Raw genomic sequence first — 24537 nt, 5'->3', positions numbered from 1 at the left:
CGCGTATTCTTAACAAGAAAAAAATGGATGAAAAAGATAAGCTATTCAGGATAGCATCTTTTATCCCCTAAAGGACTCAACCCATTCCGGCCTTTCGGGAGGATTATTTGCCAGCATTTCTTCCCACTCATCATCTGTCAATCTTTCACCTGAAGTCTGCCAGAACTCGTAATAGCTCATCACAGGACCGGCACCGAGCACGATCCTGCCATCGGGCTGCTTATACGCTACTACTATTAAATCCAGTTTTCCGGTCCCTTCTTCCAGAACTTGACCCTTCTGATCCGTATAGACATCGGCAACCATGACAGAACTCTGGGCATCCTCGTCTATGTTCTCAAGCATTGGAGCTATATTTTGCCCGAAATTCCTGATGAACTCGTACTCTTCATCCGTCAGCTCTTTATTTTCAAGTTCTTTAATCGAGATTTCCAGCAGTTTTTCAAGAGTGCTTTCAAGAATTGTAAAGTCTTTATCCGACTGGTCATCAAGCACTTCCATTTCAGCTAACCCATTATGCGCCATTTTTGTAAGGGCAAGCATCCTTGCATAGAATTCAGGCACTGGCTCCACATACCCTTGAACTGGTTTTTCTTCTGGTGACTCGGGAGGAGGAGCGCCTGCAAAGTAAGCCTGCTTTGCATAGAGAATAGTATCATGCCTGAGCTCAGTCCAGGAGGCAAGGGCCGTGTTAAGCTGCTTATCTTCCCAGGCTTCGGTTTGCATGAAGGTGGGATAACCCTCTGGGTAGCTTGTAAGGAGAGGTATTAAGGCATACAGTTGAGACCAGTAGAGGTTTTTATTCCAGTCTTCTTCATCAAAAGTTCCAAACTCTTTTTCGAGAGACCGGTAGCGGTTTTTGTATTCTTCATTTTCAGAAACACCCATATTTTTCAGGTGTTCTCTGGCCCTTTCAGAACCAAGGAGGTCCATGATATTCAGGGCTGGAGGATTGAGCTTCTGGAGAATATAGGAGTCAGGAATGTAGCGCTGACCCATGAACCTGAACCCTTTTGCGGCCTCAAAGGCTTCGTTTTCAGTTTCAGAGCCTGCCGGAATTAGTTTCCCTGTTCCGCCGTAGATTTTGGGGCTTTCATATTTATCCAGCTCGGTAATCAGTTTTGCAAGGCTTTCGTTGTCAAAACTCACTCCGGATCTATCATTCCCAAAAACAGTATCCAGAGCTTTTGCATATTCATATGGACCGAGGTCATCGGAAAACCCGACATAGAAAGCTGTCACGTTGTAAATTCTGTCCCAGCTGTCACGGAGGCTTATATCTCTATCAAAATGGTCAGAAATTAAAAAGGCCTGCATAGTCTGAATTCTTTCTTCATTTTCCTGGTACTCTGCAGCCAGGTCTTCTGCCGTTGATTCGCCTTCAGTAATCATTTCCGACTGAAGGAACATGCTTATTCGACCATGCCACATCATGGCCTTGAAATATTTCTCAAGTATTTCCGAGTTAGTGTAGTGTCCTCTGGGCACATACTGAGAATAATCTTCGTTGTACTTGAAAATAGGAGAGGCCACAAAGCCTTCGTGAGCTTCTATAAGAGCAAGCTCGGCTTCAACATCATCTGTTACAAATTCAGGAACCTTAAACTGAGACTTAATCTGATCCTCTTCTGGCTGGAGCAGGCTCAAAGCGACCGCAAAGTATGCAACATTTCTTCTTGCAGCTTCTTTTTTCCCCCCTGATGCGCTGTCATAATCATCTATAGAGGCTTCAAGAAGGGCTTTGTCAAGTTTCCAGAGCTCGTTGTAAAATTCCTCTTCTTCGACCCGTTTTAAGGTTTCATCAAACTGGATGTGGTAGAGATGAAGAAGAGAATCTGAAGTGATGAATATAGGAACATCAGCTACTTTCAGGCTCCCGTAAGTTGCATTCACCTGCTCAGCTTTAAATCGATTTTTAGTAACTTCATTTTCAATTATAACAAACCCATTTTTGTACAGTAAGTTCCTATTTTCGTTTGTAAGAGGAATCTTATGGGTAAAATCATAATAATTTTCAATTTCTGAAGCATGTAGAGGTAAAGAATAAGCGGGAACTTCTGCTTCGACCTGTGGCTGTTCTTTACTATAATATCTGGAAAAAGAGCTTTGTTTTTCAAGCTGAAGAGGGTTTATATTGTCTGCATGGTCTGTATCTGAAACATTTTTGTGCGGAGTTTCATTTGTTATGTTTTCAGGATTTTTTCCTTGGGCTAGATTATCTGGATTATCAGCACACCCGGAGATAAAAACTAACGATACTGCCAGCAGACAGATAAAAATAGTTGTGGTTGCTTTTTTCAAAGTATACCCCTCTCGTCAATGATATGTTGAAATTATACTGAAAAATTAATTTTGAAATCAAGAATAATTAACACATTCAATTAACTTTTAATTACTTTTAAAAGATAAATGGCTTATTGCATTGATTCTATAAACTAAAGTAACAAGCCAAAAAATATATTTTCATGGTAAAATAAAAAGTATTTATAAGTTTTTTCAGTTTCAATCTTTAACATATATATGATATTGATGAGTAATTAAGTCCCAGTCTTCCCAGTAAATACCTCCCCGATAACTATTTCCAAAATTGAGGCTCCACGGATCATATATGTACAGATAATTGTTTCCATCGGCTCCCTGACAATAGCCCGCACACGCTCTTGTATGGCCACTAATCAAAGTTGCTAAAGGCCTATTATTGTCGATTTCGGTTTTAGCTTCATCCCATGTTGGACTGGAGTCATAGTATGAACCATCTTTGTCTAACCCATCACTGTCTTCATAATATTCCATTTGATCATAAATACTAGTTCCTAGACCCGTTACTACAAGCATCATACCAGCGATGTATGTCTGGGTATGGGTGACGTCATAAAAATTCGCAATCATCTTTCCTGTAGCTGGTGCACAATAATAGTCATTTTCTTGGGTATAACGAGTGAAAGAAAGTGTTTTTTGGACTCCAGCAATTTTTATCTGGACTTCATCTTCTTCAAAATTTTTATCTGCAATTTCCTTTGCACGTTTATCATATTCGTCCCAAGCTACTAGTCGCCCCTCTATTTCTTCTTCAGGTATTTCCGAATACAACGACCATACATCAGTAATTTCAGAAGAGTTAGTATCATTTATGCTCTTGTCAATAATTTCAGAACCAGAGAAATCAAACAATTTACTTTTTTCTTCTTTGGATTTGGACTCCTGGATGTCTGCCATTATTCCAATTTTAGGATAGCTATAACATACAACTTTTGAGGATGTAACATTTGCATTTTTAGGATCTTTTGCGACCAATTTCTTCGCATTCTCTACTTCTTTTTTCATATCCCAGTCTTCAGAATAGAATTCTATTGTCCGGATAGGGTCTCCAAGCACTTTACTTGCAGCAACTTTTATTGCCCCTATATTTATCCCATTATTTTCGACTGTAAATTGGTAAAAAAGTTTTTTCCCATTCGTATCGTATATCAGGAGGGAGTCCGGATTTACTGTTGCATTTGTCCAATCCCTGGAATTGGAGCCTGGAGCACCAATCAATACGAAATCGTAGAGAGCTGTTTTGGCATGAACTTCTGCCTCTTTTACTGAGACATAATTCTTTTCGATTGTTTTTTCTTCGATAGCGGCAGCCGCAGGTGAAATGCATACCACACTCAAAAGTAGTAATCCTGCAAACAGTACACTTAATCCAAATTTATACTTTGTTGTCATATTTCTACCTCGCACATTTTGTTACTCCAGAGGCAGGATCAAGCAAGCCTTAAATATTCACAAAGCTAACACTAACCATGCCTCCGGGCACTATGGGGTTCAAATTTGCCGTAGGAAGTCCATTTGAACCCCGTAAATTACTTTTAATCAACTGCTTATAAGTTTTATGGCCATCGTCTCTAACAATCAAAATGAACGTTTAATTTATAAGTATTGTTTTCAGTAGTAAGACTTCATATGAAGAATTGTTTGATGATTAGCACAGAAAGATTATATATGTCTATAGATACCGCAAGTATTTTTTTCAAAATAAAGAGATAAGGAACCTGGGAGACTTTATACCCCTCTAAATTGAAATCCAAAATAACCAATCGAAAATCAGAACAGTAAATTCGGATATGGCAGATCGATAAAAATATGACAAATTATGCAGGTGATTTCCCTCTTAAAAACCATACCTTATAATTATACGCATCAGGAGAGAGATACCTCCTTTTTGTTATATTATAATCAACAAATTTTTAAAAATAAAAAGAAAGGGAAAAAGATAACCTATTCAGAATAGCATCTTTTACCCCCTAAAGGAACTTATCCACTCCGGTCTTTCAGGAGGGTTATTATTCAGCATCAATCTCCATTCTTCATCAGTCAGCCTTTCCCCTGAGGGCTGCCAGAACTCATAATAACTCATTACAGGGCCTGCTCCAAGTACGATCCTGCCGTCAGGCTGTTTATAAGCTACAACCATCAGATCCAGTTTTCCGGTCCCTTCTTCCAAGACATTTCCTCCAGGACCTATATAAACATCCGCAACCAGAGTGGACATCTGGGACTTGATATCTACGTTCTCAAGCATTGGAGCTATATTCTGATCAAAATTCCTTATGAACTCATACTCTTCATCCGTCAGCTCTTCGTTTTCAAGCTCTTTAATCGAGATTTCCAGCAGTTTTTCAAGGGTGTTTTCAAGAGTTGTAAAGTCTTTATCCGACTGCTCATCAAGCACTTCCATATCATTTAATCCAGAATGTGCCATTCTGGTAAGGGCAAGCATCCTGGCATAAAATTCCGGAACCGGTTCCACATATCCCTCTACAGGTTTTTCTTCCTGAATTTGAGGAGAGCCCATGAAGTAAGCTTGCTTTGCATAAAGGATAGTGTCGTGCCTGAGCTCGGTCCAGGAAGCAAGGGCGGCATTAAGCTGTTTATCTTCCCAGGCTGCAGTCTGCATAAAGGTAGGATAACCCGCCGGATAGCTTACAAGGAGTGGCTTTAAAGCATATAGTTGAGCCCAGTAAAGGTTTTTGTTCCAGTCTTCTTCATCAAAAGCTCCGAATTCGTTTTCCAGAGATTGATGGCTGATTTCATATTCTGCATCTCCGGAAACACCCATATTTTTAAGGTGTTCCGTGGCTCTTTCAGAACCGAGAAGATCTATGACATTCAGGGCTGGGAAACCGAGCTTCTGGAAGATATAGGAATCGGGGGTATAGCGCTGACCCATAAATCTGAAACCTTTTGTAGCTTCAAGAGTTTTGTTTTCAGTTTCGGAGCCTGTCTGAATAATTCCACCTGTTCCGCCGTAGATTTTCGGACTTTCATATATTTCCAGTTCGGTTTTCAGTTCTGCTAGGCTTTCGTTGTCGAAACTTACTCCATGTCTATTACCCCCAAAGACAGTATCCAGGGCTTTTGCATATTCATAAGGCCCGAGGTCGTCGGAATAACCGACATAAAAAGCCGTCACCTCGTAAATCCTGTCCCACCTGTCCCTGAGCTCCTTATCCCTGTCAAAATGGTCAGAAATTAAAAAAGCCTGAATAGTCTGAATTTTCGCTTCCTGTTCCGGGCCTTCCGCAGAAATCATGTCAGGTTGGAGCAGCAGACTCATTCTGCCGTGCCACATCATGGCCTTGAAGTAGTTCTGCAGCTTTTCAGAGCGAGTGTAATGTCCTCTTGGGGTGTACTGAGAGTAATCTTCCCCGTACTTGAAAATTGGAGACATTCCTCCTTCCCGGGATTCTATTAAGCGCAGTTCGGCCTCTACGTCGGTTTTTACAAAAGAGGGGACTTCGACACTGTATTTTTTTGCTTCCTGAGAATCGAAGAGTAGAATATCTCCCGAATCTTCCCGGGATTGCCCTATCTGGTAAGATTCCGGTTCAAGAAGTTTCAAAGCCACTGCAAAGTATGCAACATTTCTTCTTGCAGCTTCCTTTTCTCGCCCTGAGGCACTGTCATAATCCTCTATGGAAGCATCAAGGAGAGCTTTGTCAAGTTTCCAGAGATCGTCGAAAAATTCCTCAGATTCTGCCCTTTTTAGCGTCTCATCAAACTGGATATGATAAAGGTGAAGAAGAGAATCCGATGTGATGAAAATAGGAACATCAGCCACTTTCAGGTCTTTATATGTAGAATTTACAAGCGTATTCCCTGCCCCAGGCAGATTTTCGATAGCCGGATTTTCAATTACAACAAATCCATTTTTGTACAGCAAATCCCTGCTTTCGTTTGTCAGGGGAATTTTCTGAATGAAATCGTCATAATTCGCAATTTCAGAAGCCTCTAGGGGCAGGGAATAAGCTGAAATATCAGCCTCGAACTGCAGGTTTTCTTTCCTGTAATATCCGGAAAAAGAGCTTTCCTTTTCAAGTTCAAGAGTATTGCTCTTGTCAGAGAAATTCTCTGCAGGAGCGGTTTTTATGGAATCATTATATGAATCGCTCTGATCATCTGTTTGATTATCTGTCATTTCTTCCAGGCCGGTTTCTTTGACTGGTTCACTGCTGCTGTCAATGCAGCCGGAACCAGAAATAAGTGTTATCGCCAGCAGGAAGATAACTATCAATGCCCTTATTTTCAAGTCAAATCCCTCACATCTTGATTTAAGAAGGCAAATTAAGGAAAAATTAAAAAAATTAAAGTTTCCCGGGAGACAAAACCAGGCAAACCCTGATGACTCTCAAAGCTAACGTAATCATGCCTTTGGGAACATGGAGTTCAGAGAATCCTGGAAAGTACATTTGAACTCCATAAACTACTTTTAATTATCTCTATATAAGTTTTCTAGCCAGATCGTCAAACTGACAGGTTTCATACTCTTTTCGAGTCTGTAATTATTTCCTGATCTTGGATTGTTTGAGACTTTGCACAGAAAAGTTATAAGACCATAGCTACAGCAAGTGTTTTCTACGGATAAACAAAAAAAGAAATCTCCACAACTCTACGGTTATCTACGTCGACATTCAAGCCAATTTATCTGAATCCAGATGACTACATGCCGGTTCATCTGTATTAAAGATTGAAAATTAAAGATTAAAAATAAGTAATTTGCGGCGGAGAACATTTTGATTGGAACGAATATTGAGAGAAAGAGCCGCAATTTCACTTTGTCGTTGTACTTTCTTTTACTCCAGCAGAGTCCTTGGATTGATAAAGCCACTCCTGAGCATATGGTCGGCAAGCACGAGGGCAACCATGGCTTCGGCAACCGGTACCATGCGCGGAGGAATCGTGGGGTCATGCCGTCCTTTAATCACTATTTCGGCATTTTCTCGGGTTGTGAGATCAACCGTTTGCTGAAGTTTACTTATGGATGGAGTGGGCTTTACAGCTGCACGGCAGACGATGTCCAGGCCCGATGAGATTCCTCCGAGGATGCCGCCTGCGTTGTTGCTCGAACAGGTAATTTTTCCGTCTTCCATGCGGAAGGAATCGTTCATTTCACTTCCGCGCATGCGGGCGGCCTCAAATCCGGCTCCGATTTCAAAACCTTTGACTGCGGGGATGCTTACAAGGGCTTTTGCAAGGTCTGCATCCAGCCTGTCAAATACCGGTTCTCCGAGGCCTGCAGGTACGCCTTTTACAATAACCTCGACAATTCCGCCAACGCTGTCGCCTTCCTGCCGCAGGGCTGTGACTTTTTCAAGCATTTTCTCAGCAGCCTCAAGATCTGCACAGCGGACAGGGGTTTTTTCCACGTTTTTGAGGATTTTTTCAAAAGAAAGTGTTTTTGCCCGGATTCCGCCAAGCTCCAGCACATGCCCGGCAATCCGGATTCCGTAATGGGAAAGCAAAAGTTTTGCAAGAGCCCCGCCTGCAACCCTGCCTATTGTTTCCCGCGCTGAAGACCTGCCTCCCCCGCGGTGGTCCCTTATTCCGTAACGGGCCATGTACGTAAAATCGGCATGTCCGGGGCGGGGAGTTTCTTTGATAGCATCATAAGAAGAAGACCTGGCATCAGAATTCCAGACCAGCATGGAGATGGGAGTCCCTGTGCTCATGCCTTCGAAAATTCCTGAAAGTATCTCCACCCTGTCAGCCTCACTTCTCGGTGTGGAGACCTCGCTCTGCCCCGGGCGCCTTCTGTCCAGCTCTTTCTGGATATCGGCTTCGGAGAAAGGAAGACCTGCAGGCAGCCCGTCAACCACGACACCTACAGCCCTGCCGTGGGACTCTCCCCAGGTCGTGATTCGAAACATCTGCCCGAAAACGTTTCCAGCCATGCATCTTAACTGGTTTTTTTGCTATTTGATTCTTGGGGTAAGGCAGGTTCAAGGTGCACAACCACATCAGTAACGTCTTTGTACTCAACCTTCAGCATTTTGCTTACCCTGTGAGCGATAAGGTGTGCATCTTCAAGAGGCATGTCAGACCACACAAGCACATGCATATCTATCCGGATATCGCCCATGCCTCCACGAGTCCGGATCTTGTGGCAGCCGAGCACCCCCTCAATTCCTAAAACAAGGTTGCAGATCTCTTCTTCTTCAAGCCGGGACATGTCAAGCAGAACCTTTGAACTCTCTTTCATAATCCTGAACCCGGCCCTGAAGATAAGGAAAGAAATCAGAAGGGCGATTACAGGGTCAAGCAGGGGAAAACCTGACCGTATCGCAACCAGGCTTACTATAACCGAGAAAGAGACATAGATATCACTTTTAGTGTGCATGGAGTCTGCAATAAGTACCGAGCTGCTCAAGGCTACCCCTTGCCCATGTTCATAGCGAGTGACCAGGTAGTTCACACCCATTGTCCCGAGCATAATGATAAAGCTCAGGGCTGTTACCCCGGGAGTGCTCCGTACAAGAAAACGATCCAGAGCATTTTGGAAGATCTCAAACCCGACAAACAGAAGCAAGACAGCTATAAAAATCGAAGCAACTGTTTCGTACTTCTGGTGGCCGTAGGGATGTTCCCTGTCAGGAGGACGGGATGCAATAAAAATTCCCACAAGACCCACAATATTGGATACCCCGTCAAAAAGGGAATGATATCCGTCCGCAGTCATGCTTAAGGTGCCGGTTAATGTCCCGTAAATGATTTTAGCAAAAGCTACGGCAAGGTTCAGGAAAAGTACAAGAACAAGAACTTGCTGGACTTTTTTGAACCTATGCATCACCAGATGGCACCCCCAGATGTGAACTGCAAAACACAGGAATACGGAACGACAGAAACAAAAGGTTTAGTATAGCCGGAAGACGCTGTTGTTAGATAGTAACTTACGTTTTATATTATAATATTCTGCTGTCCCGAACTAGCAAACCAGAAAAATGTAAAAAAGAAATCGAAAGTAGAAAAGAAATAGGAAGTAGAAAAGAAATCAAAGTGGAAAAGAAATCAAAAGTGGAAAAGAAATCAAAAGTGGAAAAGAAATTAAAAGTGGAAAAGAAAAGGTGTTTTAGCACCCTGAGCCTGTCCACAACATATAGGCTTCAACTATTTCCTGCCCTTCGAGGAAGACAAGCCCGTGATCTTTGCCATATTCTTTTGATTTTTCTTTTGAAAGGGCTTTCCCACTAACGTCATCCAGCATCTCGCAGACAACCATTGCAGGGGTAATTCCTGCCATTCTGGCGAGGGCAACTGAAAGCTCTGTCTGGCCCATGCGTTCATCGAGAAGCCCTTCGGCAGCCCGGAGGAGAGCCACATGCCCGGGAGTCCGGAACTCGTTTCCAAACCGGACTCCGTTTCCGGAGAGGGAGTTTTCCGTGATTTCCCCGATTTTCCTGATTGTAAGGGCTCTTTCAAGATCAGGGATTCCTGTTCTTGTATCCCTGTGGTTGACCCAGATGGAAAAAGAGGAATGTGAATCGTACTTAAGGTCCCCGTCTTTTTCAACAACTTCTCCGAGGGATTCACTTGTTTTGCTGGCTTCCCGGACAATGTCTGCCATAAAAGGCAGCCTGAGCTGTTTTGATGCCACAGGATCTACTGCCACACAGATAAGCCCTCCTGCGTCTTTCCGCATCCACTTAACGTCTGTGTAAGTGACAGCCTTTGCAGGGATCACAAGATCCGTTTCTCCTTCCCTGGAGTCCGAGTCATAGATCTGAATCATTTTTCCGTCACGCAGGGCTTCCAGTGCCCTGTTGATGTTCTCATTACTATACTTCAGGCATTCGCATACTGTACTCTCGCTCATTCCTGTCCCTCCATACCCTGCTTTTTTACCCGTGTCACAATTCTATCTCCGTCTTTCAATTTCAGGGCATCCCTGAGTTTTACCGGTGCAATAATCTCAATTAAATCCGATGGGTAGTGCGTCCTGTCAGGAACGACCACAGCAGCTTCTATGCCCTCTACTTTGAGAGGATAACAATTCCCGCCTCCGAAAGTGCGTTCTCCATCATTAAAACCTTCTATCCGGACTGCGGGCATTTCTAGCAGCCTGTTTCGAAGAGCCGAGCTGTTTTCAGAAAGCTGCACGTTCAGAGTACCCGGGAAAGGTACAAAATGCAGTTTATCTTCAAATTGCTTCCTGTATCCGGGGATGTTTATATAGTACTGACCTTCACCAAGACCTTTAAGCACATTTCCTTCAAGTTCCAGGGTATCAGGCTCTGAGGAAAAGATCCTGTTGTATTCAACGTATTCGTTCTTTAGGATTTCAATCCCTTTTTCGGTCATTTTTATCAACTGGCCACCGGGGACTATCTTTCTTTCAATTAACCGCTCTTCTTCCATCTGCTTTAGCTTTCTTGCTGCGGTTTTAGAGCTGTCCCCCGTATGCTTGTGAAACTCACTCGAAGAGACCTTAACATTTTTGTTTACTGCCCCTCTGAGGGCAAGTTTCTTCAGGTATTCAATGTCCGGCACTGTCTGCACCCTTATTGCCTTAATTTTGAGATGCGTCTCAATTATGAGATGTAAGACTACGCATTTCATTATAATAAAACTTTTGATATTAGGCAGGACTGGAGGATAAAGGAATCAGTATTCCGAATAGTAATATAAAAAGTTTTATGAAACAACTAAGTAGAATAGAGAGAATTAGAAAACATACCTGCCATGACACAGCAGATCAATATCGAATGCCACTCATGTTCGCCTGAGGAATCACACACTACTGGCATTTCAAGCCTTCTTTCCCATGCGTCGAGCGCCTCTTGAGCCCACCTGTGTACGGCAAATACAAAAAAATCATTAACCGGGCTGGAAAAACCTTGAATCTGGAATAATAACCATGAAGCTAGAGATGGGCTGATTTCCAGGATAATAGATAGTAATTTCCAGGATAATGGATAGTAAAAGGATAACAACGTTCCAGGCTCAGGGTTTAAATTCAGGAGCCATTTGCTTTTTTACTCTTTTATCTTTATCTCGAATTTATTTTTAATGGGGCTTTTTTATGTCCGAACTTCTCCTGCAAGATACCTTCAGAAGAAAACATCACCGGAGAAGTTAAGTATTTAGTATTTTGAATCCATCTACTGATTAGACTATGATAAGAGAAATTGATATTGAGTGCCCCTCCTGTTCCCCGCAAGAGGAAGTTGGACATGAAGTTCTGAAAGAAGGACAGAGCCCGCTTGTCCGCTGTATGAAGTGCGGCCAGGTGCATCCTGCAAAGATTAAAACCCCGAAAAACATCAGCGTGAGGGTCATTGTCAGCAAGATGGATACCTCAAATACCTTCAAAACCGATCTGGATTCCGAGACTGTTCTTGAGGTGGATGACGAGCTGATTGTTGACGATGAAGAGACGGGAATGGTATGCCCTATCCTGATCACCTCCCTTGAAGCAGGAGGGAAACGTGTCAATGCAGGCATTGCAGAAGAAATAGAGACAGTGTGGGGAAGGGCAATTGATGAGATAACTGTAAAATTCTCCGTACAGCAAGGAACTGAAAAAACGGAAGTAATGGAAAAACGCGTTCCCGGAGACTATGAATTTGTAGTGGGAGCAGAGGAGAAAGTTGGAAACACCAGGATTTTCATCACCAAAATCAAGGTCAGAGACGGGCTGTTCAGGTCAAGGAGAGACGACGTTGTACTTGCAAAATATGTAAAACGTATATTTGCCAAAAAGAAAAGAGAAGGATCAATTCAGGGTGGGAGCAGAAGAGGACCGTGGTAAAGAAAACCACATCGAAAAAAAGGGAGTAAGAAAACAGGACGAAGACCAGGAAGAACTGCATAAACTCGAAGAGATGCGAGAGCACCTCATAAGAGGGCTTGAGATCCATGGAACAGGAAGAAAAGTCCTCAAAGCCATGCTCAAGGTCCCAAGGCATATATTTGTCCCGGAATACGCGAAAAAGGGGGCTTACATTGATACGCCTCTGAATATCGGCTTCGGGCAAACTATCTCTGCCCCTCATATGGTTGCCATTATGTGTGATCTCCTTGAGCTTTCGGAAGGGCTAAAGGTCCTGGAAATAGGGGCGGGGTCAGGATATCATGCAGCAGTAATGGGGGAACTTGTAGGGAGGAAGGGGCATGTATACACTGTTGAGCGCATAGAGCCCCTTGTGAATTTTGCAAGGGAGAACCTGAAAAAAGCTGGCTACGAAAACGTTACCGTACTGCTTGAAGACGGATCTGTGGGCTATTCCAGCTATGCTCCTTATGACAGGATAGTTGTAACATGCGCAGCTCCTGACATCCCTGAGCCTCTACTGGAGCAATTGAAACCCGGAGGAATAATGGTAATTCCTGTAGGGGAATATGTCCAGGAGCTTATCAGAATTAAAAAAGATAGCGAAGGCAGTATACACAAAGAGAAAAGAGGGGGAGTTATTTTCGTGCCTTTGATAGGCAAATACGGGTTTTAAAAGAACCAGGAGTATGACGCAGATAGAAGAAGTTGGAAATCCACGCCTTTTAATCAATAAAATAAAAGTTAGGGATGGGGTATTCAGGTCCAGAAAAGCGACGTTGTGCTTGCAAAACAAGTAAACAAAATTGTCAGAAAGAAGGAGGATGATTTTGGTCAACGCGATTTCCGAAAAGGACTATGGTAAGGATAACAAGAGAAGAACAAAAGAAGAAAAAGAAGAAAAAGAATTCGAAGAGCTTCGCAAGCTCCTTGTAGAAAGGCTTGAAGGTATCGTACTGGAAAAAAATGTGCTCAAGGCCATGCTCCATGTTCCCAGACACAGGTTTGTTCCGGAATATGAGCAAAGGGCAGCTTATACGGACAGACCTCTAGAAATCAGCCACGGGCAAACAATATCCGCCCCTCATATGGTTGCTATTATGTGTGAAATCCTGGAGCTGTCTGAAGGGCATAAAGTCCTGGAAATTGGGGCAGGTTCCGGATATAATGCTGCAGTGATGGCAGAGCTCATAGGAAAAACCGGACGTATATACACTGTGGAGCGCATAAAACCTCTTGTAAATTTTGCAATGAAGAACCTGGAAGAAACGGGGTACGATAATGTTACAGTATTACTTGAGAATGGATCAATAGGTTATCCCCGGTATGCACCTTATGACAGGATAGTTGTAACATGCGCAGCGCCCTCTATCCCTAAGACTCTGCTGGAACAGTTGAAACCCGGGGGGATAATGGTAATTCCTGTAGGGGATTATTTCCAGGAACTTATCAGGATTAAAAAAGATAGCAATGGCAATATACATAAGAAAAGAAAAGGTGAGGTTACCTTCGTGCCTATGCTCGGAAAACATGGTTTCCCAAAAAATTAAGAACGTGATAATTTGGCATTAGAAAAAAGTCTGAAGCAAGGCTATAAGCATCTCCTTTAATAAATTAAAAAAAATTAAATAAGGTATTAATATATGTGAAATTAACTACTTGATATGGACATCGATAATTACGAGGATTTTGAAGAAATTCATGTCAAAGATGTCTACATAGTTGATGTTTTCAGTGACCCTACCCCGGTAGTACTGCTTGAGAATTTAAAAGGCGAGATGCTTCCCATATATATTGGGCATCTGGAAGCCCTTTCAATAGGAAACGTGCTTAAAAATATCTCTCCTCCTCGCCCGATGGCTCATGACCTCATGGTTAATATTTTTGACCGTATGGAAATAAAGGTAGAGGGCGTAATGATCGATGATAAGGTGGATAAAGTCTATTATGCCCGCCTCCTGATAAGAAAGGACAATAACATAATGCAATTCGATGCAAGACCAAGTGACTGCATTGCCCTCGCCCTCAGGGTGGGAGCCCCGATCAGAATTAGAAAGAAAGTGCTGGAATGTTCCGAAATAGAGATGTCCAGACTTGAAGGCGCACGTGTGATGAATATTTTTGGCTGAATCAGCAGAGTTGCGGCTCTGCAGTGCGCTGTCCTTTTCGCTCGCTCAAGAGGACTACTTGATGGGTTTTGGCATTTCACATCTGTTTATTCTGCTTTTTTGCAGGGCCTCCAGACCGGCTGGTGGAGGTGCTGATGTTTACTTGAATTAAAACAAGGTTTCTGAGGTAAAGGAAAGTGTTCTCTCAGTCCGGGGGCATTTATCCAATGTATTTTTATCTCTCTTAATCGCGTTGTCGGTTTTTAGGTCGCTTATTATCTGGTTGGCAGGTCGGCCCAGGTCCTTGCGGCGCAGGGAGAGAAAACGGAAGATCTTCTCCCGGACTCTGGAATATATCAACCAGTTAATGAGGAACCACCAGATTATTCCATCTCTACTTATTCTGACAGCCTGCTGCCCTCAGGACTTCTACCGCTTAATTTCAATAAGCTTTTAATAACAGTTAACTTCAATATCCCTTGATGCTCACCAAAAGAATCATACCATGCCTTGATGTGACCCTTGATAGGGCAGGCGGCTGTGTAGTCAAGGGTGTGGAGTTTGTGGACCTGAAAGAGGCCGGAGACCCTGTGGAACTCGCCAAGCGCTATAATGAAGACGGCGCAGACGAACTTGTTTTCCTGGATATCACAGCTTCAGCTCACGGCAGGGGAACCATGATCGATGTGATCGAAAGGACCGCAGATGAGGTTTTTATCCCTCTCACAGTTGGAGGCGGGATCAGTTCAATTAACGCTATCCGCCAGATCCTGAGGGCAGGCGCTGATAAGGTTTCGGTCAACACCTCGGCAATAAAAAACCCTGATTTTATAAAAGAGTCCTCTGACATATTCGGAGCCCAGTGTATTGTTACTGCGATTGACTGCAGGCGAAATACAGACATAAAGAACAATCTCGGCAAAACCATACTGGAACTTGAAGATGGGACCCCCGCCTGGTATGAAGTGGTAATTTACGGAGGCAGGGAAACTACGGGGATTGATGCCGTGCAGTGGGCAAGAAGAGCAGAAGAACTGGGTTCAGGAGAAATCCTGCTTACAAGTATGGACCGGGATGGGACCTGCGCTGGCTACGATATCCCCATTACAAGAAAGCTCTCCGAAGAACTGGATGTCCCAATCATCGCCTCTGGCGGAGTTGGAAACCCACAGCATATCTATGAAGGGTTTTCCAAAGGAAAAGCCGATGCAGCCCTTGCAGCAAGCATTTTCCACTTCAGTGAATATTCAATACGAGAAGTAAAAGAGTACCTGAGAGAGCGGGAAATCCCTGTAAGGCTCTGAATGCTGGAAAAAATTGAGGATGATGCCCTTCAGAAGAGCCTGGCATCCATAATCCTTAATTTTCAAGGGATCTATTTTTCCAGGAGATCTATTTTCCAGGGCTTTACTTCACCCAGAGCATTACGGCATCAGGAGCTTCGATTACCTCAGCGAGTCTTCCTTCTATAATATATTTACTTCCAGATATTTTGAGATACTTTTTTATTTATTAGAGGCAATCTCTTATCTGGAATTTTTATCTGAATTCTTATCGGGGTAATCGAAGATGTCAGAAACAGAAACTATGGAAACTCTTGAAGGGTTGCAGTTGAAGATCCTGAACAACACCGGTGAGGACTTTGTGCTTCAGGCTCAGAAAATTGAGAAGGGGAAGTACAAAAAAGGCCATTTTGCTCCAGAAAAAATCGGGTCTTATGAAGAAAAGATCTTTGAGCTTATTGCATGCGATGGAAGCTGTGAGGGTGGAGCGGATATTGAAGGCTGGATTAAATACGGGATAGGATGCTCAGAGGGATACTTCAAGGTACACTTCAAGCACATGGGAAAGGAAGACAAAGTCAACTATTCCTGCGAATCCCACATGCATGATGGAAAAATACTCTGCGAAACCTCAAAAGATAAGAAAAACAACAGGATTATGACCTGGATAATTGGGCCAAAAGCATAACCCGGAAAAACATTATATCGGGTTTTGTCCGTTAGCTCTTTAATAATCTACTCCCCCTTTTATTATTTTTACAACAGTATTACCGATTGGTTTTAAGGTATTTTTAAGAGGAATTGCTTCCTGAGCAGTTATCAGCTTGCAGGAAGGAATATTTCCGCACTTTTTGATTTTCAGTTTTATGTTCTCCAAAAAGGATGCCAAAGCTTAATTAAGAGCATACTCTGTAATCCCATTTGATGAAGCCTGCGAAACCTGAACTGCTGGCACCGGCCGGCGGCATGGAAGCCCTTACGGCAGCTGTAGAAAACGGAGCTGATGCTGCATACATAGGAGCCAGGGCTTTTAGCGCCCGGGGATATGCATCTAATTTTTCAGAAGAAGAGCTTGAAAAAGCTATTGATTATGCCCATCTAAGGGGCGTAAAAATATACGTAACCGTAAACACCCTGCTCAAGGAAGGGGAAATGGAAAGTGCTCTTATATTGCTTTCCCGCCTGAGAGAAATGGGAACAGATGCAATCATCATTCAGGATCTTGGACTTATTTCCCTTTCCCGGAAATACCTGCCTGACCTTCCCCTGCATGCAAGCACGCAGATGACTTTGCACAACAGTGAAGGGGTTGCTTTTGTAAAGGAGCTGGGAATCGAAAGAGTTGTACTCTCACGGGAAGTTTCACTTGAAGATATAAATAAGATAAAAGAAAAAAATGATGTAGAGATAGAGGTTTTCGTACATGGAGCCCTCTGCATTTCCTATTCAGGCCAGTGCCTCCTGAGCAGCCTTATAGGGGGAAGAAGCGGAAACAGAGGATACTGCGCCCAGCCTTGCCGCAAAAAGTACAGGCTGTACTGTGCAGGAAAGCAGGTTAAAACCAGCGGCAGTTATCTTTTAAGCCCTAAGGACCTTAACACGACCTCAGGCCTTGGAGCCCTTATAGAAGCCGGGATCGAGTCTTTCAAAATTGAGGGCAGGATGAAAAGGCCGGAATATGTTGCAGGAGTTGTCAGGATCTACCACCGCCTGATTGACAGGTACCTGAAAAACCCTGCCGGTTATTCGGTTTCCGAAGAGGAGCAGGAGACCCTTACCCAGCTTTTTAACCGTGGCTTTACTTCAGGCTACTTTTTTGGAAACCCGCGTGAAAAACTTATGAGCCGGGAAAACCCCCACAACCGCGGGATTCCCGCAGGCACGGTTGTCAGCTATGACACGCGCACAAAGCGTATTCGCATAAAACTTTCAAACTCCCTCCGCCTGGGAGACGGGATAATGGTCGAAAATGCCGAGACCAGGCCTGAAGATAAAGGAAAAATCATATCCTCGATGTATACTGAAAGGGGCCCTGTATACAATGCGGGGAAAGGAGAAGTCATAGAGATCTCCTTTGATTCAAGGGCGCCATCAGGAAGCACGGTTTACAGGACACATGACAAGAAACTCATGGATTCCCTTAAAAAAGAAAGCGAATTCGGAGCCCTGAGGCCTAAGATCCCCTTACTTATCACAGCAACCATTGCCCCGGGAAAACCTGCCAGGCTCGAAATAAAGGACAGCGATTCAAATGTAGTGGCAGTTGAATCCGAATATCTGGTCGAGAAGGCAGAAAAGGTGCCAACCTCAAAAGCCCAGATAGAAAAACAGCTCACCAAGCTTGGAAATACTCTTTTTGAGGCAGCCGAACTTAATGTGAATGTAGAAGAGGATATTTTTATTCCCGTTGGGCAACTGAACGACTTGAGGACAAAAGCGGTCTTGCAGCTTGAAAACCTGCGCGTATCAAAGTGGAAGCGGGCGCCTCTAGAAAATCTGCAGTTCCCTGTATTTGGAGAAAAAAAGGCAACGGAAATAGAGGAAATAGAGGAAAACGGGAAACCAGAGGAAACAGAGAAAATAGGGGAAACACGGGAGATAGAGGAAATAAAAACCCAAAAACTTCCGGGAAAGCCCTTGCTTTCAGTTTCCGTGTATTCCTCTGAAGGGCTTGAAGGAGCTCTTGCAGGCGGAGCAGACTGTGTTTACTTCGGAGAGGGACTTTATAGAAGGCCGAAAGCAGCCGGAAAAGAGAAAAACTCCGACGGAGAGGAGGCTTCCGGCAGGAGTCTTGAATCTATTTTTGAAAGCGCTGTTCTGAAAGCCAGAGCTGCAGGCAGTAAAATCTATTTTAATACTCCTAAAATAGTGAAGGACTACGAGATGAAACCGGTGGAAGAACTTCTCTCCCATGTGGAAAAGTTCGGAGCTGACGGGGTCCTTGTTTCAAACCTCGGGACGTTTAACCTCGCAAAAGAAAAAAAGGTTCCGTGTATTGCAGACAGTCCCATGAATATCTATAACGGCTATACCTTTGCCCTTCTTTTGCAGAAAGGAGCAGAAATGGCTGTAATTTCTCCCGAATTAACGCTTGACGAGCTCAAAGAAGTAGCTGCTTACGGACCTGCCGAATGCATTATCCACGGCCGCCTCGAACTGATGGAATCCGAACACTGCCTTGCAGGAGGGCTGCTCGGGAAAGATGGAAATCAGTGCAGCGCACCCTGTACCTCAGGGAACTTTAAGCTGGTAGATGAAAAGAATTACGAATTTCCCCTGCTCATGGACTACCAGTGCAGGACTCACCTCCTAAACTCAAGGTCCCTCTGCATGCTGGAATATGTCCCGGTACTTATCGAAAGTGGTGTTTCAAGCCTGAGAATCGAGACTCTCGGAATGGACAATCCAGAAGAAATCAGGAGAATTACAGGGAAATACAGGAAAGCAATTGACGCATTTTGTGAGACCGGAGAGAGGGCAAAGGAAAAATGTGAGGATCTCGGGAAAGGTTTTACCACAGGGCATTACTTCAGAGGCGTACAGTAAGAGAACCGAAACAGAAAAAACAGACAAAAAGAGCGGCAAGAGATAGAAGAGAAAAAAGGATGATCGGATAATGGAAAAGAAGAACATTGCAAAACAAGAGAATCCGAAGATTTTCCTGTCAGGCTCGATCCGGGGAGGAAGACAGCTTCTTGAGACATACCGGTTTATGTACGACGCCCTCGAAGAAGCAGGAGCGGAAGTACTCACCTGGCATGTTGCAGACCCCGAGCTGGAAGAAAACGAATCAAAAATGACTGAACAGGAAATATATGCCAGAGATATTGGTTTGCTTGCAAAAAGTGATGCGCTGATTGCAGAAGTGACAGTACCGTCCACGGGTGTAGGCTATGAAATATGCAGGGCGCTTCTCCGGAAAATTCCTGTACTCTGCCTGCACAGGTCCGATGCGGCAGTCTCTTCAATGGTGCTCGGGAATCCTGAGCCTTCACTGGAGGTACAGACTTATTCAAACGAGGCAGCACTTAATGAAATTATTATTAAATTTGTCCGGGCTCTCTAAGGAAAAATGCCGTAAAATAGTGTTCCGTCCTCAAATAAAAAAAATAAGAGGCCATTTTCGAGTATATCTGACACAAATATCCAAAAAGACACAACTGGTTCATAAAACCCAATGATAAATATAAATAATTTGAACTCTATGTATAATCTATGGTAGTTGGAGTTCCCGAAATATCAGTATTAATTCTGGCAGCTGTAGTGGCATTTGTGCTGTACAAAGTCCTCAAGACTGCCACCGGCCTTGCAATAAATGCAGCACTTGGGATCTTAACCCTGATCGTAGCAAAGTTTTTGTTAGGACTTGAAATCGCAATCACCTGGGTAGCAGTCCTGGTCTGCGCAATAGGAGGAATTTTCGGAGCCCTTGTAATAATCGTGCTTAATTACCTTAAGCTAGCTTTTGTATGAAAAAATAAAATATTCAGGTTGTTTTTAAAGTTGTATAGAGGGTCTAAAACGGTAAAAAACAGATGAGTAGGAAGATTCAGAAAAAGTCTGAATTAAATTCAAAGTTTCCGGAAAACTCCCCTGACCATGTGCCGTTGATAAGATTCCCCTCTAAAAGTTTTCTCTTTTATTACATTTTCCAGTTCAAGAACTTCAAACCCGCAAAAAAGTTCCTTTACTTCTTCTTCAGTAAAATAATGGTAAATTATCCCATTTTGCCGGGCAAAAGTTTTTTCTTCAAATGGGCTTGAAGGCTCCCCTCCGCAACGCATATCTTCACAGCCGAAAGCCTCGAAAAAAATAAAACCGCCACAGCAGAGAAGGCGGGAGAATTCCCTGACAGCAGCTTCCCGTTCTTCTTTAAAAAGATGCTGGAGCACCCCGTAACAGAGAATTCCGTCAAATGACCCGGATTTGAAAGGAAGGGCATGCACACTTGCCCCAAGATGTTCTGCAAACCTGCCGCTTCTTGCAAGCTGTGAGCGGGAACTTCCAAGGGCAGTTAAAGAGATATCAGCTCCAATAGCGGTGTAGTGCCTTGAAAGCTCCCCAAGGTACCTTCCGTTCCCTGAGCCTGCATCCAGAACTCTCGCTTCTGGCGCAAGATAAGCCTGCAAACTCCGAATAGACGCAGGCCCCCCCCATTTGAGATGGGCGTATTCTTTATCCCAGGCAAGGAAGTGCTCTTTTGAAGAGCCTGCGGGTTTTTTCACCGGGGCATCTATATCCTTTGATGCGTCCAAATCCTCTATTTCAACCTCGCCAGTTATCTCTGTGTCTGCGACGCCCATATCCTTTATAACCCGCTTATCATTGGTTTCTATATTCATCCGTCTTTTTCCTTATTCATCCGTCTTTTTCCTTATTCATCCGTCTTTTTCCGTATTTACCGGGCTTTTTCCTTACCCAACTAGCGTTTTCCTTAGTTATCTGGCTTTTTATTTACCCGGCTAGCGTTTTCCTTATCCATCCGGATTTATTCACCCGCGTTTTTCAGGGATGTATGTTGAAGCTTCCCTGAACCGGTTTATAAGGAAACCCTCCTCAAAAGAAGATAAGAACCAGCCGGCTTTAGGGCCCGAGCTCTGCCCGAGAATTGAGGTGTAAATCGCTTTGAAAAGGTCTTTTGGGTCCACCTGTGGGGCCGGCTCATTTAACTTTTCAGCGATCAACCGGTTCAATTCAGAACCTTCATCTTTTGCGGAATAGACCAGCATATGGTATTCCTCTCCGCTGATCTTTCCTCTTGCTTCGATAAGGTCTGCAAACGCGCCAAGAAAGGCTTTCTGGAGCTCCGAAAGGGTTGCTACCTGCACAGGCACTCTCTCTTTTACACTGAACCTGGCAAAAGGAGGGGCGTACAGTTCAAGCCATTTTGAGACATTATCCACAAGTTCCCTGATACACTTTTCATCTTCAATTGAAAAGCCCGAACGCTTTACGATCTTCAGCACCTGCCCGAAATCTCCACGGGCGACCTGATAGATTGTCACCATCTGCTTGAAAGGAATTTCCGGATGGCAGATACCGGTTGCCCGGGAGAGTTCGTAAATCTTCTTTTCAAAGTCCCCGAGGGAAGGATCATTTCCCCGGAATATTTCCCTGAGCCGCTCGTATTCGTCCACCATGGTAAGGAGAGGCTGCCCGGGGTCAAACTTGATATGTTTTTCAGGTTTTGTACGGATGATAAGGTAGCGAAGGACTTCCGGAGGCACCACCTCAAGCATATCCGAAATCGAGACAACCACTCCCGTAGAAGAAGACATTGCTCCCTGCTTCCCAAGCATTATCCACTCATAGACTATAGGGTAGGGAGGTTCGTGCCCGTAGATTTCCCGTACTATTCGCATTCCGGTATCATAGGAGCCACCCCTTGAGGCGTGGTCTTTTCCGAATGGTTCCACAGTTACCCCAAGAACAGCCCATCGGGCAGGCCAGTCCACTCTCCAGGTAAGCTTTCCCCCTCCTGCCATCGGCACCGTCCCGGAGTGCCCGCAGGCACAGACATAGTCCACAGTTTCGGCTTCCAGGTCAAAACCCGTAACCTTCGTGGTCGTGATTTTACCACATTCGTTACAGCGGGGGTTGAAAGGGCTCCATTCCTCTGCAACTGTTTTCCCCGAAACCTCTTCAAGAATTTTTGCAATTTCATTCCTTTTCACAAGGGCGGACTTTATCGCTTCGGTATACATTCCTGCCCTGTACATTTCGTCTGCCCTGTAAACCTCGGGGTTGATGCCAAGGCGTCTCAGGGCTTCAAGGAAAGGTTTCAGGAAATGCTCGGCATAGTTTGCGCATTCCCCACATGGACAGGGAACCTCGGAAATAGGTTTTCCCACATGCTCGGCATAACTTTCAGGAAGGAAAGGGTAAACCTTGCGCAGAGGGTCGTAGTTGTCGGCAATGTAGATTAAACGAGCATCTGCCCCTCTGTCAAGGAGTGCCCTGTAAGCAGCATCAGCAGTCACGACCTCCCTCATATTGCCTATATGGATATGTCCGGAGGGAGTGATTCCTGTGGCAACAAGGTGCTTGCCACTCTTATTTAACACGTCTTCGGCTATGAAGTCCGCCCAGTGAATTGTGTCAGCCATGGTTCTCACCAGAATGTCAGATAAACCGTAGAATCAGGTATGAAAACAAGAAATGAGGATCTGTTCATGCATTTACCTGCAGGTTTGGATTTCCTGCATAATTATCGTATCAACGGATAAACTTTGGGCTGGCAATAAAAATCCCTGAAGGCACTCGAGATATTTCCGTATCAGGGCGCAGGGAATCAAAAAAATGAAAACCGAAATGGATGGAAGAAAGAAAAAGAGAAAGTGATGAAGAAAAAGAGAAAGGAATGAAGAAAGAAAGAATAAACTCAGGGAGACAAAAAAAGAAAAAAAGAATGGAGGTTCAAAGGCAAATTATTTCAGGAGTCTACCGAATTATGGAGATTTAAAATGGCACTTTTTTAAGCAAATCAAGTAAATTTGATTTGCTAATAAATAAAAGCACGTATAAATATATAAATTTATCGCATCAAGCAGATTACATTACAAAAAAATAAAGATGACAGAACAACCTGACTGAAAACAACCGGAAAGGAAGTCCGGAATTTAAACAATTGTACCCTGAAAGAAAAACTGCAGATCGGAAAACCGAAGAAAAATGACTGCATAAAATAAAAAAGAATAATCGACAATAGAAAAATTAAGAATTTAATGAAAGAAAAAAGGGATTTGAATAAAATTCCAAAAAATAAAATGGAAAAGACGGTAGGGATATATCCCCGGAACACGGGTCAGGAAGGAATCTTCCAGAGCGGTTTCCCGGAGATATTGAAGCATTTTGACGGCTTTTAGCGTTTTTTTGCTTTCTACCGTTTTTCCATTGCATGGAGGAAGGTACAGGCCGGAGCCTGAACCAGTCCATCTTAAGCAATCTGTTTTCTGAAGAGATCGCAGGAGTTGATCTTGACGTCGAGAAGCTTCTCGATGTTCATCTTTGCTGCAATGCCTTTGGCTGCGCCAGGCACGGAGGTGATGACACCGATGTCAAGCTCTTCACGGAGTTCACGCATGACGTGCTCGTCTGAGAGGTCCATGGTGCTGACTCCGAGCTTCTTTGCGACGTACTCCTTGGCTTCTCCGATCCTCATGTTCTTTGAGAATTCCATCCTTGCGACAAGGTCGCCTGCGGCCCTGATTCCAGTCATACCGGAAGCCATAATGTGGGAAATCGGCATACCCATTGGGTCGCCGACTCCGATCTATATGCCGTCTACGCCGGCAATTTCGACCATTGCCTTGCTTGCCCTTGTAACGGCATCGATTGGAGGAGTCTCAAGCATCGGAATTCCGCCGACACCCATACCCATGTCAACGTGACAGGGGATAGTGGAAACTGCAACAGCTGCCTTCATGAAGGTGACAGCCCTTGCAAGGTTCCAGGCAGAGGTCTTGCTGGTGTTGGTGTTGCACACTGGACCGAAGACGTTTGCGCCTGCCTTTGCGATCAGGGGTGCCTGCTGGTGTGGCCAGAGGCCTGCGAGGGTTGTACCGTCGTACTGCAGGTTGCCGTGCATACCGAGTACACATTCCCCGGCCATTCCGGCTTCGATGTACATGTTAGGGAATTCCTTCCTGAGAGCCTCGATGGCGTGGAGGGTTCCGTACATGTCTGCGTCACCGGCTGCACCGGTGGTGTCAAAGTTTACACCGTCTGCCCCGGAGGCAAAGATTTTCTGCATAACCCATACGGTGTCCCTGGAAAGGTGCTCTGCGGCGTGTTCCATGGAGTCCCAGGCTTCCTGAATCTTGAAAGCCTTCATGAGGTCTCCAGGGTTCTCGAAAGGTCCGTCAGGAGTGTAGTACAGCCCCATGTTCGGCATTGCGCCATAGAAGAGAGGGATAACCATGTTCTGCTGGCAGACTTCCATTGCCTGGCACTCGTTTGAAACAACGGGCTTTACAGGTTTGTAGCTGTAGTCGATGTGACCGAGTTCCATGGTGTCGGCACCAAAGGCTCTCTCGTGCATCATGCAGCCGACAAG

20 protein-coding genes and 1 pseudogene are annotated in these 24537 nt (G+C 44.3%); 10 read left to right on the top strand and 11 right to left on the bottom strand.

The annotated features are described in order from the left end of the window. Positions 1–60: 60 nt before the first annotated feature. The 7 genes from EO92_RS06515 to EO92_RS06485 form a co-directional block, all read right to left on the bottom strand. Entirely contained in the window at positions 61–2133 is a 2073-nt protein-coding gene (locus tag EO92_RS06515; RefSeq protein ID WP_369793127.1) for a DUF3160 domain-containing protein, read from the bottom strand. Between the two features lie 369 nt (positions 2134–2502). Further along, positions 2503–3711 (bottom strand): C39 family peptidase, encoded by a 1209-nt coding sequence (locus tag EO92_RS06510; RefSeq protein WP_048170185.1) that lies wholly within the window; start codon positions 3709–3711, stop codon positions 2503–2505. 571 nt (positions 3712–4282) lie between these two features. Continuing rightward, positions 4283–6463 (bottom strand): DUF3160 domain-containing protein, encoded by a 2181-nt coding sequence (locus tag EO92_RS06505; protein WP_052734291.1) that lies wholly within the window; start codon positions 6461–6463, stop codon positions 4283–4285. 655 nt (positions 6464–7118) lie between these two features. Further along, positions 7119–8216: a chorismate synthase gene (aroC, locus tag EO92_RS06500; RefSeq protein WP_048170180.1), complete on the bottom strand. Its 1098-nt coding sequence runs from the start codon at positions 8214–8216 to the stop codon at positions 7119–7121. Between the two features lie 5 nt (positions 8217–8221). Continuing rightward, positions 8222–9109, bottom strand: coding sequence for a cation diffusion facilitator family transporter (locus EO92_RS06495; RefSeq protein WP_048170179.1), 888 nt, complete (start codon positions 9107–9109; stop codon positions 8222–8224). A 282-nt stretch (positions 9110–9391) separates the two neighbouring features. Then, complete coding sequence (gene ribB, locus EO92_RS06490) at positions 9392–10135, bottom strand: 3,4-dihydroxy-2-butanone-4-phosphate synthase (RefSeq protein ID WP_048170177.1); 744 nt, start codon at positions 10133–10135, stop codon at positions 9392–9394. Then, positions 10132–10809 (bottom strand): winged helix-turn-helix domain-containing protein/riboflavin kinase, encoded by a 678-nt coding sequence (locus tag EO92_RS06485; protein ID WP_048170175.1) that lies wholly within the window; start codon positions 10807–10809, stop codon positions 10132–10134. Before EO92_RS06485 ends, ribB begins: the two co-directional genes overlap by 4 nt. Before the next feature lie 625 nt (positions 10810–11434). Here EO92_RS06485 and EO92_RS06480 point away from each other — a divergent pair. The 6 genes from EO92_RS06480 (at position 11435) to EO92_RS06455 (ending at position 16170) form a co-directional block, all read left to right on the top strand. Further along, the gene (locus EO92_RS06480) at positions 11435–12070 is read left to right on the top strand and encodes an HVO_0476 family zinc finger protein (protein ID WP_048134404.1); all 636 of its coding nucleotides are present in this window, start codon (positions 11435–11437) and stop codon (positions 12068–12070) included. Continuing rightward, positions 12012–12767: a protein-L-isoaspartate O-methyltransferase gene (locus EO92_RS06475; RefSeq protein ID WP_048170174.1), complete on the top strand. Its 756-nt coding sequence runs from the start codon at positions 12012–12014 to the stop codon at positions 12765–12767. The genes EO92_RS06480 and EO92_RS06475 overlap by 59 nt, the downstream gene beginning before the upstream one ends. 148 nt (positions 12768–12915) lie before the next feature. Then, positions 12916–13641 carry a protein-L-isoaspartate O-methyltransferase gene (locus EO92_RS06470; RefSeq protein WP_048170172.1) on the top strand — a complete coding sequence of 242 codons (726 nt, stop codon included), beginning with the start codon at positions 12916–12918 and terminating at the stop codon, positions 13639–13641. Between the two features lie 114 nt (positions 13642–13755). Next, a complete protein-coding gene (locus EO92_RS06465) occupies positions 13756–14220 on the top strand; it encodes a bifunctional nuclease family protein (protein WP_048134398.1) in 465 nt (154 codons plus the stop codon). A gap of 461 nt (positions 14221–14681) precedes the next feature. After that, positions 14682–15503, top strand: a complete 822-nt coding sequence (hisF, locus tag EO92_RS06460) for an imidazole glycerol phosphate synthase subunit HisF (RefSeq protein WP_048170170.1) — start codon at positions 14682–14684, stop codon at positions 15501–15503. A 265-nt stretch (positions 15504–15768) separates the two neighbouring features. Then, positions 15769–16170: a hypothetical protein gene (locus tag EO92_RS06455; RefSeq protein ID WP_048141566.1), complete on the top strand. Its 402-nt coding sequence runs from the start codon at positions 15769–15771 to the stop codon at positions 16168–16170. A gap of 39 nt (positions 16171–16209) precedes the next feature. Here EO92_RS06455 and EO92_RS17580 read toward each other — a convergent pair whose 3' ends face one another. Then, positions 16210–16359, bottom strand: coding sequence for a hypothetical protein (locus tag EO92_RS17580; RefSeq protein ID WP_156161250.1), 150 nt, complete (start codon positions 16357–16359; stop codon positions 16210–16212). A gap of 47 nt (positions 16360–16406) precedes the next feature. Here EO92_RS17580 and EO92_RS06450 point away from each other — a divergent pair, with 47 nt between their 5' ends. From EO92_RS06450 to EO92_RS06440, 3 genes are all read left to right on the top strand, one after another. Beyond that, positions 16407–19028 (top strand): DUF3656 domain-containing protein, encoded by a 2622-nt coding sequence (locus tag EO92_RS06450; protein ID WP_048161621.1) that lies wholly within the window; start codon positions 16407–16409, stop codon positions 19026–19028. A gap of 70 nt (positions 19029–19098) precedes the next feature. Next, positions 19099–19548, top strand: coding sequence for a nucleoside 2-deoxyribosyltransferase (locus EO92_RS06445; protein WP_048170168.1), 450 nt, complete (start codon positions 19099–19101; stop codon positions 19546–19548). Positions 19549–19697: 149 nt separating this feature from the next. Continuing rightward, the gene (locus EO92_RS06440; RefSeq protein WP_048134386.1) at positions 19698–19955 is read left to right on the top strand and encodes a pro-sigmaK processing inhibitor BofA family protein; all 258 of its coding nucleotides are present in this window, start codon (positions 19698–19700) and stop codon (positions 19953–19955) included. Positions 19956–20053: 98 nt separating this feature from the next. On the opposite strand, the gene EO92_RS06435 is transcribed toward EO92_RS06440, so the two are convergent. Together EO92_RS06435 and lysS are read right to left on the bottom strand one after the other, a co-directional pair. Continuing rightward, entirely contained in the window at positions 20054–20824 is a 771-nt protein-coding gene (locus tag EO92_RS06435; protein WP_156165742.1) for a class I SAM-dependent methyltransferase, read from the bottom strand. A 150-nt stretch (positions 20825–20974) separates the two neighbouring features. Next, positions 20975–22588, bottom strand: coding sequence for a lysine--tRNA ligase (gene lysS / locus EO92_RS06430; protein ID WP_048170166.1), 1614 nt, complete (start codon positions 22586–22588; stop codon positions 20975–20977). Between the two features lie 209 nt (positions 22589–22797). Between lysS and EO92_RS17575 the strand changes: the two genes are divergently transcribed. Continuing rightward, complete coding sequence (locus tag EO92_RS17575; RefSeq protein WP_156165741.1) at positions 22798–22944, top strand: hypothetical protein; 147 nt, start codon at positions 22798–22800, stop codon at positions 22942–22944. A gap of 474 nt (positions 22945–23418) precedes the next feature. On the opposite strand, the pseudogene mtbB reads toward EO92_RS17575, so the two are convergent. Next, positions 23419–24537 (bottom strand): annotated as a pseudogene (mtbB, locus tag EO92_RS06425) ([dimethylamine--corrinoid protein] Co-methyltransferase); the annotation flags it as partial.

It is taken from the genome of Methanosarcina sp. 2.H.A.1B.4, assembly GCF_000979385.1.
Lineage (GTDB): Archaea > Halobacteriota > Methanosarcinia > Methanosarcinales > Methanosarcinaceae > Methanosarcina.
This window is presented reverse-complemented; position numbering and strand designations above follow the sequence as displayed.